Genomic DNA, 14,862 nt, shown 5'->3' on the forward strand with positions numbered 1-14,862 from the left:
CGACGTTCCCGGCCGGCGCCCCGGAGGCCAGGGCGTCCAGCCCCGCCAGCAGCTCCTCCAGGCTCGACCCGACGACGGCGGCCCGCTGGTCGAACGTCGACCGGGTCGTCGCCAGGGACCAGCCCACCGCCGCCGCGTCGAGGTCGGCGTGCGCGCGGACGTGCTGGGCCAGGCGGGCGGCCTGACCGGCCAGCGCGCCCTTCGACCGCCCCGACACCGCCCAGACGACGACGTCGGAGGCCACGAGCCCCGGGCTGCGGCCCTCGGCGGCCTCGCCGTCGGGTTCCGCGCTCTCGGCGGGGAGGTCCTCGGGCAGTTCGATGATGACGTGGGCGTTCGTGCCGGAGATGCCGAACGAGGAGACCGCCGACCGGCGCGCCCGGTTCACGGCCGGCCACGGCCGCGACTCGATCGCCAGCTCGACGGCGCCGGAGTTCCAGTCGATGTGCGGGGACGGCTCGTCCACGTGCAGCGTCGCGGGGACCACGCCCTCGCGCATCGCCAGCACCATCTTGATCACGCCGGCGACGCCGGCGGCGGCCTGGGTGTGGCCGATGTTCGACTTGACCGACCCGAGCAGCAGTGGCGCTTCGCGCTCCTGCCCGTACGTGGCCAGCAGGGCCTGCGCCTCGATCGGGTCACCCAGCGTCGTGCCGGTGCCGTGCGCCTCGACCACGTCCACGTCGGCCGTGGAGAGCCGCGCCGACGCGAGGGCCTGCCGGATCACCCGCTGCTGCGAGGGACCGTTCGGGGCGGTCAGCCCGTTGGAGGCACCGTCCTGGTTGACCGCGCTGCCCCGCACGATCGCCAGCACCTCGTGGCCGTTGCGCCGGGCGTCCGACAGCCGCTCGACGAGCAGCATGCCGACGCCCTCGCCCCAGCCCGTGCCGTCGGCGCCCGCGGCGAACGCCTTGCACCGGCCGTCGGCGGCCAGCCCACGCTGCCGGGAGAACTCCACGAACAGCCCGGGGGTCGACATCACGGTCACGCCGCCGGCGAGGGCGAGGTCGCACTCGCCGCGCCGCAGCGACTGCACCGCCAGGTGCAACGCCACCAACGACGACGAACACGCCGTGTCCACCGACACCGCCGGCCCCTCCAACCCCAACGCGTACGCCACCCGACCCGACACCACACTCGCGGCGTTGCCCGTGCCCGCGAAGCCCTCCACCTCGTCCCCCGCCACCATCAGCAGGGCCCCATAGTCCTGACCATTCGTGCCCACGAACACCCCTGTTCGCGAACCCCGAAGGACCCCAGGCTCAACCCCTGCCCGCTCGACCGCCTCCCACGAAACCTCCAGCAGCAACCGCTGCTGCGGATCCATGGCCAACGCCTCGCGGGGGGAAATCCCGAAGAAACCGGCATCAAACTCCGCCGCCTCGTAGAGGAAGGCGCCGCTGCGGACGTAGGAGGTGCCGGTGGAATAGGGGTCGGGGTCGTAGAGCCGCTCGACGTCCCAACCCCGATCGCCGGGTAGGTCGGACACGGCGTCACGGCCGGCGTGCAGCATCTGCCAGAACCGCTCGGGGTCGTTCGCCCCGCCCGGGAAGCGGCAGGACATGGCGACGATGGCCACCGGCTCGTCGTCGCCGAGCGTGACCGGGGCGGCCTCGACGGCCACGGCCGCCTCGCCGCCCAGCTCCTCGTGCAGGTGCCGGGCGAGCGCGGTCGGCGACGGGTAGTCGAAGACCAGGGTCACCGGCAGCCGCAGCGAGGTGGCGGTGGCGAGCCGGTTGCGCAGCTCCACCGCCGTCACCGAGTCGAAGCCGAGGTCCCGGAACGCGTGGTGCGGATCGACGGCCTGGCCGTCGGCGTACTTGAGGACCATGGCCGCCTGGTCGCGGACCAGGTCGAGCAGCGCCTGCTGGCGCTCGGCGGCGCTCATCCGGGTGAACGCGCCGGCGGGGCCGGCCTCGTCGGTCTCCTTCGCCTCGGCGAGGCCCTTGGTGGCCTGCAACCGCTGTGCCTCGGGAATCTCCGAGATCAGCGGACCGGGCCGGGTGGCGGTGAACGCGACGAAGAACCGGTCCCAGGCGATGTTCGAGATGGTCAGGAAGGTCTCGTCGTGCTCGACGGCCTGGTGCAGGGCCGCGACGGCGAGGCGCGGGGGCATCTCGGGTGCGCCGTGGCGGTGCAGCATCCGGCCGAACTCGCCGTCGGCCATGCCGCCGCCGCCCCAGGCGCCCCAGCCGATGGAGGTGGCGGGCAGGCCGAGGGCCCGCCGGTGCTCGGCGAGGGCGTTGAGGAACGCGTTGCCGGGGGCGTAGTTGCCCACGCCGGAGCTGCCGACGGTGCCGGCCATCGAGGAGAACAGGATGAACGCGTCGAGGTCCAGCTCGCGGGTCAGCTCGTGCAGGTTCAGCGCGGTGGTGACCTTCGCGCTGAGCGCGTAGTCGACCTGCTCCAGGGTGAGCGAGTTGATCACCGAGTCGTCGAGGACGGCGGCGGTGTGCACGACGGTGGTCAGCGGGTGCTCGGGCGGCAGGTCGGCGAGGACGGCGGCGAGCGCCGACCGGTCGGCGGCGTCGCAGGCGGCGACGGTGACCCGGGCGCCCAGTGCGACCAGCTCGGCCTCGAGGTCGGCGATGCCCTCGGCCTGCCGGCCGCGCCGGCTGACCAGCACCAGGTGCGCGGCGCCGTTGGCGGCGAGCCAGCGGGCCATGTGTCCGCCGAGCGCGCCGGTGCCGCCGGTGACCAGGGCGGTGCCGGAGGGCCGCCAGGTGCGCGGTGCGGGGGCGTCGCCGAGCGGGGCGTGCAGCAGTCGCCGGCCGAACGCGCCGGCCCACCGCAGCGCGACCTGGTCCTCCCCGTCGGCGCCGGCGAGGACGCGGACCAGCCGGCGGCCGGCCGCGTCGTCGAGCTCGTCGGGGAGGTCGACGAGGCCGCCCCAGCGGTCCGGGTGCTCGAGTGCGGCGACCCGGCCGAAGCCCCAGGTGAGCTGCTGGAGCGGGTGCGGCAGCGGGTCGGCCGGGCCGGTGGCCACGGCACCCCGCGTGAGGCACCACAGCGGCGCGCGGACGCCGGCGTCGCCGAGCGCCTGCACCAGGGTCACGGTGCCGGCGAAGCCGACCGGCACCGACGGGTGCGCCGGGGCGGGCGTCTCGTCGAGCGGCAGCAGCGACAGGATCCCGGCGGGCGTGCCGCCGTCGGCGAGGTCGCGCAGCCGGGCGGCGAGCGCCGCGCGGTCCGTGCGGTCGGCGTCCAGCTCCAGCGGTACGACGGTGCCGCCGTGCCGCCGCACGGCCTCGGCGCAGAAGGCGGCCTCGGCAGCGCCGGTGTCGTCGGGGCCGGTGAGCAGCCACCAGGTGCCGGTGACGGCGGGCTCGCCGGCGGCGTCGCCGGCGACGGGTGTCCAGCTGTCCCGGTACCGCCACGAGTCCACGGTCGCCTGGTCGCGGTGCCGGCGACGCCAGGCGGCGAGGACCGGCAGCACGTCCGCGAACGCGGCGTCCGGCACGGGCTCCGACTCGGTCGCGCTGGCGAGTTCGGCGGTGAGCGCGGTCAGGTCCTCCGCCTCGATTGCCGCCCAGAACCGGGCGTCGACCTCGTCGTCCTGCACCGGGCCCGCGACGCCGGCGGCCGGGGCGGGCGCGGCGGACGGCTGCGGCCAGAAGAGCTGCCGCTGGAACGGGTACGTGGGCAGGTCGAGGCGGCGTCCGGCGAGGCCGGTGAAGGCGGGCCGCCAGTCCACCGCCGTACCACCGGTCCAGACCTCGGCCAGGGCGCGCAGGAAGCGGCCGAGACCGCCCTCGCCGCGGCGCAGGCTGCCGGTGACGGTGACCGCGTCCGGGTCGGCGGCGGCCAGTTCGACGCTCTCCTGCACGGCCATGGTCAGCACCGGGTGGGCGCTGACCTCGACGAACGTCTGGTAGCCGGCGGCGACGAGGCTGCGCACCGCGTCGTCGAAGCGGACGGTCTGCCGCAGGTTGCGGTACCAGTAGTCGGCGTCGAGGGCGGCGGTGTCGAGCCAGTCCCCCTCGACGGTGGAGCGGAACCGGACCTCGCCGGTGGCCGGCCGCAGCCCGGCGAGCAGTTCCAGGAGCTGTTCGCGCAACTGCTCGACGTGGGCGGAGTGGGAGGCGTAGTCCACGGGGACGCGGCGCACCCGCACCTCGCGGGACTCGTAGTGGGCGACCAGCTCGTCGAGGGCGGCGCTGTCGCCGGAGACCACGACGGAGGTGGGTCCGTTGACGGCGGCCAGGGCGACCCGGCCGGCCCAGCGGGTGATCGTCGCGGTGGCCTCGTCGGCGGTGGTGGCGACCGAGACCATGCCGCCGTCCCCGGCGATGCCGGCGATGATGCGGCTGCGCAGGGCCACCACGGCCGCCGCGTCGTCCAGGGTGAGGCCGCCGGCGACGTGCGCGGCGGCGATCTCGCCCTGCGAGTGGCCGACGACGGCGGAGGGGCGCACCCCGTACGACTCCCAGAGCGCGGCGAGCGAGACGCTGACCGCGAACAGGGTGGGCTGCACGACGTCGACGCGCTCCAGCGACGGGGCGTCGGGCGCGCCGCGCACCACGTCGGTCGGCGACCAGTCGACGTACGGGCGCAACGCCTCGGCGCAGGCGGCGAACTTCTCCGCGAAGACCGGGGCGGTGTCGAGCAGTTCGGCGGCCATGCCGACCCACTGGGAGCCCTGGCCCGGGAAGACGAAGGCGACCTCGCCCGGCGTGCCGGGGGCGCGGGTGACGGTCTGCGGGGTGGGCCGGCCGGCGGCGAGCGCGTCGAGGGACGCGGCCAGCTCGTCGCGGTCGGCGGCGAAGACGACGGCCCGGTGGTCGTGGGCGGCGCGGGTGGCGGCCAACGACCAGCCGACGTCGGCGAGGACGTCGTCGTCGACGGTGTCGAGGTGGTCGAGCAGGTCCCGGGTGCGGGCGGTGAGGGCGTCGACGGTGCGCCCGGAGAGCACCCAGGGCAGCTCCCCGGTCGGCCCGTCGGCCACCGGCTCGGGCTCCGGCTCGTCGGCGGGGGCCTGTTCGAGGATGGTGTGCACGTTGGTGCCGCTGATGCCGAACGAGGAGACGGCGGCGCGGCGTACGCCGTCGGCCGGCTCCCACGGCCGGGCGGAGGTGAGCAGCTCGACGCTGCCGGCGCTCCAGTCGACGTGCGGGGTGGGCTCGTCCACGTGCAGGGTGGGCGGCAGCACCCCGTGCCGCATGGCCAGGACCATCTTCATCACCCCGGCGACGCCGGCGGCGGCCTGGGTGTGCCCGATGTTCGACTTGATCGAGCCGAGCCAGAGCGGCCGGTCGGCGGGCCGGTCCTGCCCGTACGTGGCGATGAGCGCCTGCGCCTCGATCGGGTCGCCGAGGGTGGTGCCGGTGCCGTGCGCCTCGACGGCGTCCACCTGGTCGGCGGTGAGCCCGGCGTTGGCGAGGGCCTGCCGGATCACCCGCTGCTGGGCGGGGCCGTTGGGGGCGGTGAGGCCGTTGGAGGCGCCGTCCTGGTTGACGGCGCTGCCGCGCAGCACGGCGAGGACCGGGTTGCCGTCGCGGCGCGCGTCGGAGAGGCGCTGGAGCACCAGCAGGCCGACGCCCTCGCCCCAGCCGGTGCCGTCGGCGGCCCCGGCGAACGGCTTGCATCGGCCGTCGGCGGCGAGGCCGCGCTGGCGGGAGAAGCCGACGAAGATGCCGGGGGTGGCCATCACGGTGGCGCCGCCGGCCAGGGCGAGGTCGCACTCGCCCGTGCGGAGGGCCTGCGCGGCCAGGTGCATCGCGACCAGCGACGACGAGCAGGCGGTGTCGACGGTGACGGCCGGGCCGTGCAGCCCGAAGGTGTACGCCAGCCGGCCGGAGATGACGCTGGCGGAGGTGCCGGTGGCGAGGTAGTTCTCGTCAACGTCCCCGGCGGCCATCAGCAACGAGCCGTAGTCCTGGCCGTTGGTGCCGACGTACACGCCGGTGCGGCTGCCGCGCAGCGCGGTCGGGTCGATCCGGGCCCGCTCGAACGCCTCCCAGGTGGCCTCCAGCAGCAGCCGCTGCTGCGGGTCCATGGCGAGGGCCTCGCGGGGGCTGATGCCGAAGAACGCCGGGTCGAACTCGCCGGCCCCGGCGACGAAGCCGCCCTCGCGGACGTAGCTGGTGCCGAGGTGCTCGGGGTCGGGGTGGTACAGCTCGGCCAGGTTCCAGCCGCGCTCGCCGGGCATCAGGCTCAGCGCGTCGGTGCCGGTGGCCAGCAGGTCCCAGAGCTGCTCGGGCGAGGTGACGCCGCCGGGGAAGCGGCAGCTCATCGCGACGATGGCGATCGGCTCGCGGTCGCGGCCGGTGCCGTCGGCGACCACCTCGCCGGTGGTGTGCCCGGCGGTGAGGCCGTGCAGGTGCGGGGCGAGTTCGGCGACCGTGGGGTGGTCGAAGACCAGCGTGGCGGGCAGGGTCATGCCGGTCTCGGCGGTGAGCCGGTTGCGCAGCTCGACGGCGGTGAGCGAGTCGAAGCCGAGGTCGCGGAAGGTGCGCTCGGGCAGCGGCTGGCCGGCCGGGTAGCCGAGCACGACGGCGGCCTGGGTGCGCACGAGGTCGGCGAGCTGCGGCAGGGACCGGCCGACGACCATGGCGCGGGCGGGGCCGGTGGGCACGGCGGGCACGCCGGGCAGGGCGGCGATCAGTGGCGTCGGGCGGCCCCAGGAGGCGGCGAGGCGGCCCCAGTCGACGTCGGCGACGGTGACGGCCGGCTCGGCGGTGTTGACCAGCCGGCCGAGGGCGGTGACGGCCTCGGCGGCGGGGAGCGCGTCGACCCCGCCCCGGGCGAGCCGGGCGGTCAGCGCGGCGGCCATGCCGTCCTCGGCCCAGGCGCCCCAGGCGATGGCGGTGGCGGGCAGGCCCTGGTCGAGTCGCCAGGTCGCGAACGCGTCGAGGTAGGCGTTGGCCGCCGCGTAGTTGCCCTGTCCGGCGCTGCCGATGACCCCGGCGAGGGAGGAGAAGAGCACGAACGCGTCGAGGTCGCGGTGGACGGTGGCCTCGTGCAGCACGCGGGCGGCGCGGACCTTGCCGTCGAGGACGGCCTGCATCCGGCCCAGGTCGAGCCCGTCGAGGACGCCGTCGTCGACCACGCCGGCGGTGTGCACGACGGCGGTCAGCCCGGGCAGGTCCGCCACGAGGGCGTCAACGGCGGCCCGGTCGGTGACGTCGCACGCCACCACCCGTACCGCGCCCAGCTCGTCGACCAGCTCGGCCGCGCCCGGCGCCGCCGGGCCCCGCCGCGAGGCGAGGACCACCTCGGCCGCCCCGTTGGCCAGCAACCAGCGGGCCACGTGCCGACCCAGCGCACCCGTACCACCGGTGACCAGCACCGTCCCGGCGGGCCGCCAACCCGACCCGGCGGGCGGCGCGGCCGGCACCAGGCGCCGGCCGAGGATGCCCTGCGGGCGGATCGCCACCTGGTCGTGCCCGGCGTCGGCGAGGACGGCGAGCAGCGCGTCGGCGGCGGTCCGGTCGGCGCGGGCGGGCAGGTCGACCAGGCCGCCCCAGCGGTCGGGCTGTTCGAGGGCGACGACCCGGCCCAGGCCCCAGGCCAGGGCGGGCCACGGGTCGGCGGGGGTGTCGCCGCCGACGCGGACGGCGCCCCGGGTGAGGCACCAGAGCCGGCCGGGCAGGCCGGCGTCGGCGAGCGCCTGGGTGAGGGTGAGCAGCAGCGCGGCCCCGACGGAGACGGCCGGGGCGTCCGGCAGCGCCCGGTCGGTCGCGGGCAGCACGCAGAGCACGCCGGCCCAGCCCTGGTCGCCGTGGCCGCGCAGCAGCCCGGTCAGCTCGGCGCGGTCGACGCCGGGGGCGACGGTGAGGGTGTCGACGTGGGCGCCGGCGCCGGTCAGCGTCCCGGCCACCCCGGCGTCGTCGGCGTCGGCGGTGACGACCAGCCAGCGGCCGGTCAGCGCCGGCGCGGCGGCGGGGCGGACGGGCTCCCACTCGACCCGGTACGTCCAGCCGTCCACCACGGCGTCGCGCTGGCGGGCCCGTCGCCACGACGAGAGCACCGGTACGGCCGGGGCGAGGGCCTCGACCGCCGCGGGGTCGTCCTGCACGGCCAGGTGGGCGGCGACCCCGGTCAGGTCGCCGCGCTCCACGGCCGCCCAGAAGTCCCCCTCGGCCGTGTCGGTCGGCGCGGTCGCTGCGGCAGTGCCGCCGATCTCGGGCCAGTAGCGCTGGTGCTGGAACGCGTACGTGGGCAGGTCCACCCGCCGCGCGCCGGTGTCGGCGAACCACAGCTGCCAGTCGACGGCCACCCCGCGCACGTGCAGCTCAGCCAGCCCGGCCAGCAGCCCGTGGGCCTCGGGCCGGTCCCCGCGCTGCGCCGGCACGGCGAGCACGCCGTCCCCGTCCGGCAGGGCGTCGCCGACCATCGCGGTCAGCACGCTGCGCGGCCCGACCTCCAGGAACGTGTCCGCCCCGGCGGCGCGCAGCGCGGCGACCCCGTCGGCGAAGCGGACGGCCTCCCGCACGTGGCGCACCCAGTAGTCGGCGGTGCGGATCTCGTCGGCGTCGGCGAGCGCGCCGGTCACGTTCGACACCACCGGCAGCGCCGGCGCGGCGAAGGTGAGCTTGTCGAGCACCGCGCGGAACCTGGCGAGCATCGGCTCCATCAGCGGGCTGTGGAACGCGTGGCTGACCGTGAGCCGGCGCGTGCGTACGCCCCGCTCCTTCCAGAGCCGCTCCACCTCGGCCAGGGCCTCGACGGCGCCGGAGACCACGACCGAGGTCGGCCCGTTGACCGCCGCGATCCCCACCTCGGCCAGGCCGTCGAGCGTGGCGAGGACGTCGGCCTCGGCCGCCGCGACGGCGAGCATCCCGCCGCCCTCCGGCAGCGCCTGCATCAGCCGGCCCCGCGCCGCCACCAGCGCGCACGCGTGCTCCAGCGACAGCACCCCGGCCACGTGCGCGGCCGTGACCTCGCCGATCGAGTGGCCGGCGACCAGGTCGGGGGCGATGCCGAACGACTCGACGAGGCGGAACAGCGCCACCTCGACGGCGAACAGCCCGGCCTGCGTGAACACCGTCCGGTCCAGCAGCTCGGCGTCGGCCGAGCCCTCGGCGGCGAAGAGCACCTCGCGCAGCGGGCGCGGCAGGGCCCGGTCCAGGTGTCCGCACGCCTCGTCGAGGGCGGCGGCGAAGACGGGGAACTCGGCGTACAGCTCCCGGCCCATGCCGGCGCGCTGCGCGCCCTGGCCGGAGAAGAGCACCGCGAGCTGGCCGCGCGGCGACCCGGCGCCGAGCACGACGGTGCCGGCCGGTTCCCCGGCGGCGAGGGCGCGCAGCCCGGCGAGCAGGTCGTCGCGGCCGGTCGCGGAGACCACGGCGCGCCGGTCCAGGGTGGAGCGGGAGGTGACCGACGAGAAGGCCACGTCGAGCGGGCGCAGGGTGTCGTCGGCGGCGAAGCGGGCGGCCCAGCGGCCGGCCTGCGCGGCGAGTGCGGCGTCGGAGCGGGCGGAGAGCAGCACGGGGGCCACGGTGCGGGCCGCCGGCGCGGTCGGCTCGGCCTCGGCCTCGGTCTCAGCGGGAGCCGGGGCCTGCTCGATGATGGTGTGCGCGTTGGTGCCGGAGACGCCGAACGACGACACGGCGGCCCGGCGCGGCCGGTCCACGGCCGGCCACGGCGTCGCGGCGGTGGTGAGGGTGACCGCCCCGGCGGTCCAGTCGATGTGCGGGGACGGCTCGTCGACGTGCAGGGTCGGCGGCACGACGCCGTGCCGCATCGCCATCACCATCTTGATCACACCGGCGACGCCGGCGGCGGCCTGGGTGTGCCCGATGTTCGACTTGACCGACCCGAGCAGCAGCGGCGCGGCCTCGTCGCGGTCCTGCCCGTACGTGGTGAGCAGGGCCTGCGCCTCGATCGGGTCGCCGAGCCGGGTGCCGGTGCCGTGCGCCTCGACAACGTCCACCTGCTCGGGCGTGAGCCGGGCGTTGGCGAGGGCCTGGCGGATCACGCGGACCTGGGACGGGCCGTGCGGGGCGCTGAGCCCGTTGGACGCGCCGTCCTGGTTGACGGCGCTGCCCCGCACCACGGCCAGCACCGGGTAGCCGTGCCGCTGCGCGTCGGAGAGCCGGGTGAGCAGCAGCATGCCGATGCCCTCGGACCACGAGGTGCCGTCCGCGCCGGCGGCGAACGCCTTGCACCGGCCGTCGGCGGCGAGGCCGCGCTGCCGGCTGAAGCCGACGAAGACCGCCGGGGTGGGCATCACCGTCACGCCGCCGGCCAGGGCCAGCTCGCAGTCGCCGTTGCGCAGTGCCTGGGCGGCCAGGTGGACGGCGACCAGCGAGGACGAGCAGGCGGTGTCGACGGTGACCGCCGGCCCCTCCAGCCCGAGGGTGTACGCGACGCGGCCGGAGATGACGCTGGTGGCGTTGCCGGTGAGCAGGTGCCCCTCGCCGTTCTCGGCCTGCGCCATCATGCCGTCGTAGCCGTGCGAGGACGCCCCGACGAAGACGCCGGTACGGCTGCCCCGTACCGCCGGCAGCGGCAGCCCGGCCCGCTCGAACGCCTCCCAGGAGGTCTCCAGCAGCAGCCGCTGCTGCGGGTCCATGGCGACGGCCTCGCGCGGCGAGATGCCGAACAGGTCGGCGTCGAAGTCGGCGGCGGAGTAGACGAAGCCGCCCTCGCGCACGTAGCTGGTGCCCGGGTGGTCGGGGTCGGGGTGGAAGAGGTTCTCCAGGTCCCAGCCCCGGTCGGCGGGGAACGGCCCGATCCCGTCGCCGCCGTCGTGCACGAGCTGCCACAGCGCCTCGGGACTGTCGACCCCGCCCGGGTAGCGGCAGCTCATCGCGACGATGGCGATGGGCTCGGAGTCCCGGGTCTCCAGCTCGCGCAGCCGCCGCCGGGTACGCCGCAGCTCCGAGGTCGTACGCTTCAGGTACTCGACGTACTTCTCGTCCTCGTTGCTCACCGTGGACCTACCTCACTCGGCATGCCGATGTCGTTGCGGCTGATGTCGTTGCGGCTGGTGGTCACGACGTCTCCAGCTCGCGGTCGATCAGGTCGAAGATGTTCTCGGCGGTGGCCGACTCCAGGTCGTCGTCGCCGTCCGCGTCCGCCTGCCGCTCGGTCAGCCGGCCCAGCAGGCCGTGCAGCCGGTCGGTGATCCGGCGGAACTCGTCGTCGGTCGGGTCGAGCCCGACGAGCGCCGCCTCCAGCCGGTCCAGTTCCCGGCCGGCCGTCGACGCCTCGCCCGCCGGGGTCGCCGGGGCGAACTGGCCGGCCAGGTGGGTGGCGAGCGCCTCGGGCGTCGGGTTGTCGAAGACCAGCGTCGCCGGCAGCCGCAGCCCGGTGGCCGCGCCGAGCCGGTTGCGCAGCTCGACGGCGGTGAGCGAGTCGAAGCCGAGTTCCCGGAACGCCCGGGTCGGTTCGATGCCGGCCGGGTCGCCGTGGCCGAGGACGACCGCCACGTGCGCCAGCACCAGGTCGCGCAGGGCGCGTACCCGCTTGTCGGCGGGCAGGGCACGCAACGTCTCGGCGTACGCCTGCCCGTCGGCGGCCTCGCCGGCCGCGGCCCGGCGGCCGGCGGCGCGGACCAGGTTCGCCAGCAGCGGGTGTACGGGCGCACCGGGCGCGGCCACCCCGGTGATGATCTTGGCGGGCAGCAGCGTCGCCCGCTCGGAGCGCCAGGCCGCGTCGAACAGGGCGAGGCCCTCCTCGTTGGACAGCGCGGCCATGCCGCCCCGGTCGAGCCGGCGGATGTCGGCCGAGTCGAGGTGCCCCGTCATGCCGCTGGCCTGCGCCCAGCGGCCCCAGGCCAGCGCGACCGCCGGCAGGCCGAGGGCCCGCCGGTGCTCGGCGAGGGCGTCGAGGAACGCGTTGCCGGCGGCGTAGTTGCCCTGGCCGGGGCCGCCGAACACGCCGGCGGCGGCGGAGAAGAGCACGAACGCGCTCAGCTCGTGGCCGAGGGTGGCCCGGTGCAGGTTCCAGGCCACGTCGACCTTGGGCCGCAGCACCGCGTCGAGGCGGTCCGGGGTGAGCGATTCGACGGTGGCGTCGTCGAGGACGCCGGCGGCGTGCACGACGGCGCGCAGGGGGTGCCGCCGGTCCACCATGGAGAGCACGTCCGCCACGGCGTCCGGGTCCGCCAGGTCGGCGGCGACGATCGACACGTCCGCGCCGAGGGCCTTGAGGTCGGCGAGCAGCTCGTCGGCGCCCTCGGCGTCCGGGCCGCGCCGGCTGACGAGGAGCAGCTGCCGGGCGTCGTGCGCGGTGACCAGGTGCCGGCAGAGCAGCGCGCCGAGGGTGCCGGTCGCCCCGGAGACCAGGACCGTGCCGTCGAGCCGGGGCGCCTGCGGGACGCTCAGGGCGAGCTTGCCGACGTGCCGGGCCTGGCTGAGGAAGCGGAACGCCTCGGGAGCGCGCCGGACGTCCCAGGTGCGCCGGGGCAGAGGCCGCAGCGCACCGGCGGCGAAGAGCGCCATCAGCTCGGCCAGCATCGCGCCGATCTTCGCCGGGCCGGCCTCGATGAGGTCGAAGACCTGGTAGCTGACTCCGGGGTGGTCGGCGGCGACGCGCTGCGGGTCCCGCTTGTCGGTCTTGCCCATCTCGACGAACCGGCCGCCGTCGGCGAGCAGCCGCAGCGACGCGTCGACGTACTCGCCGCTGAGGGCGTTGAGCACCACGTCGACGCCCCGCCCGCCGGTGCGGTGGGCGAACTCGTCGGCGAAGTCGAGGGTGCGGGAGGAGGCGAGGTGCGCGTCGTCGAAGCCGGTGGCCCGCAACGCCGGCCACTTGCCGGGGCTGGCCGTGCCGTAGACCTCCGCGCCGAGGTGGCGGGCGATCTGCACGGCGGCCATGCCGACGCCGCCGGCCGCCGCGTGGACGAGCGCGGACTCCCCGGCGCGCAGCCGGGCCAGCTCCACCAGGCCGTACCAGGCGGTCAGGAAGACCACGGGCACGGCGGCGGCGTCGGTGTAGGACCAGCCGTCGGGGATGCGGGTGAGCAGCCTGTGGTCGGTGACCGCCGCCGAGGAGAACGAGCCGGAGAAGATGCCCAGCACCCGGTCGCCGGGGGCGAGGTCGGTCACCCCCGGCCCGACGCCGAGCACCACGCCGGCGCCCTCGTTGCCCAGCACCTCCTGGTCGGGGACCATGCCGAGGGCCAGCACCACGTCGCGGAAGTTCAGCCCGGAGGCGCGCATCCCGACCAGGACGTGGCCCGCCGGCAGCTCCCCGGAAACCTCGGGGGCGGGCAGCAGGGCCAAGTTCTCCAGCGTGCCCTTCTCGGTGACGTCGAGGCGCCACGGCACCTCGTCGGCGGGCAGCGGCAGCACCCCGGCGTCGCGGGCCCGGGCCAGCCGGGGCACCAGCGGCACGCCGTCGCGCAGCGCGAGCTGCGGCTCGCCGGAGGCGACGGCCGCCGGGACGGCCGCCAGGGAGGCGGCGGCGTCGTCGGTGTCGAGCAGCGTGAAGCGGCCGGGGTGCTCGGACTGCGCGGAGCGCACCAGCCCCCACAGGCTCGCCCGGGCCAGGTCGCGCGGGGCCTCGCCCGGGGCCGCGCCGACCGCGCCCCGGGTGTGCAGCACCAGCCGGGACTGCTCCAGCCGGGGCTCGCCCAGCCACTGCTGCACCAGCGCGAGCGCGTCTCGGGCCGCGTCGTGCGCGGCCTCGCCGGCCCGCTGCGGGTCCGTCTCCGCGCCGGAGCGCAGGTCCAGCACCACATCGGGTACGTCCCCGGACTCCCCGACCGCCGCGACCAGCGTTGCCAGGTCGGCGTGGGCCCGCACCGGGTGCCCGGCGGCGGCGAGCGCGTCGGCGAGGCCGAGGGTGTCGTCGCCGAGCAGCGCCCAGCGGGCCTCCCCGGCCGCCGCGTCGGTGCCCGTCAGCGGCGTCCAGTCCAGGTGGAACACCGAGGTGCGGCGCAGGGCGGCGGCCTCGTCGGCCCGGCCCGCGGCGACCGGGCGGAACGTCAGCGACTCGACGGTGGCGACCGGCTGGCCGGCGGTGTCGGCGAGGGTGACCGCGACGGTGTCCGGGCCGAGCGACCGCAGCCGCGCCCGCAGCCGGGTGGCGCCGTGGGCGTGCAGGGCGACCGAGCGGAAGGCGAACGGCATCCAGCCCGCCCCCGAGGTGTCCGCCGCGTCGCCGAGCAGGGCGGTGATCCCGCTGGCCTGGAGGGCCGCGTCGAACAGGGCCGGATGCAGGCCGAAGCGGGACGCGTCGGCGGTCGCCTCCTCGGGCAGGGCCACCTCGGCGTAGACCTCGCCGTCGCCGCGCCACACCCGGCGCAGGCCACGGAAGGCGGGGCCGTAGCCGAGGCCGCCCTCGGCCATCTGCGCGTACCAGGCGTCCAGGTCGGCGTCGACCTCGACGGCGTCGGCCGGCGGCCACTGCCCGGGTACGGCGATCGGGGCGGGCAGCTGCGCCAGCAGCAGGCCCTCGGCGTGCCGGGTCCACTCGGCGCCGGCGTCCTCCTCGGGGCGGGAGTGCACGGTGACGCTCCGCTCGCCGGTGTCGCCGGGCGGGCCCACGCGTACCTGCACCTGCACCGCGCCGGCCGGCGGGAGCACCAGCGGGTTGATCAGCGTCAGGTCGCCGATCTGGCCGGCGTCGACCTCGTCGCCGGCCCGGACCACCATGTCGACCAGCCCGGTGCCGGGAACGATCACCGCCCCGCCGACGGCGTGGTCGGCCAGCCACGGGTGGGTACGCACCGACAGCCGTCCGGTCAGCACCACCGTCTGGTCGTCGGCGACGGGTACGGCCGCGCTGAGCAGCGGGTGGTCGGTGTCCTGGAGGCCGGCGGAGCCGACGTCGCGTACCCGGTGCGCGGGGGCGTCCAGCCAGAAGCGTCCGTGCGCGAAGGCGTACGTGGGCAGCGCCACGACGTCGGTCCCGGCGAGGACCGTGCTCAGGTCTACGGGCAGGCCGATCGTGTGGGCGGTGGCGAGGTTC

General features: G+C 76.5%; 2 protein-coding genes. Both read right to left on the reverse strand.

Going from position 1 to position 14,862, the window contains the following annotated elements; translation table 11 throughout:
• The coding region (locus EV374_RS32195) for a type I polyketide synthase (protein ID WP_132240933.1) at positions 1-10,876 on the reverse strand (10,876 nt) is incomplete at its 3' end.
• A 61-nt stretch (positions 10,877-10,937) separates the two neighbouring features.
• On the reverse strand, positions 10,938-14,862 hold a 3,925-nt coding region (locus EV374_RS32200; RefSeq protein ID WP_132240934.1), incomplete at its 5' end, for an SDR family NAD(P)-dependent oxidoreductase.

The organism is Micromonospora sp. CNZ303 (assembly GCF_004345505.1).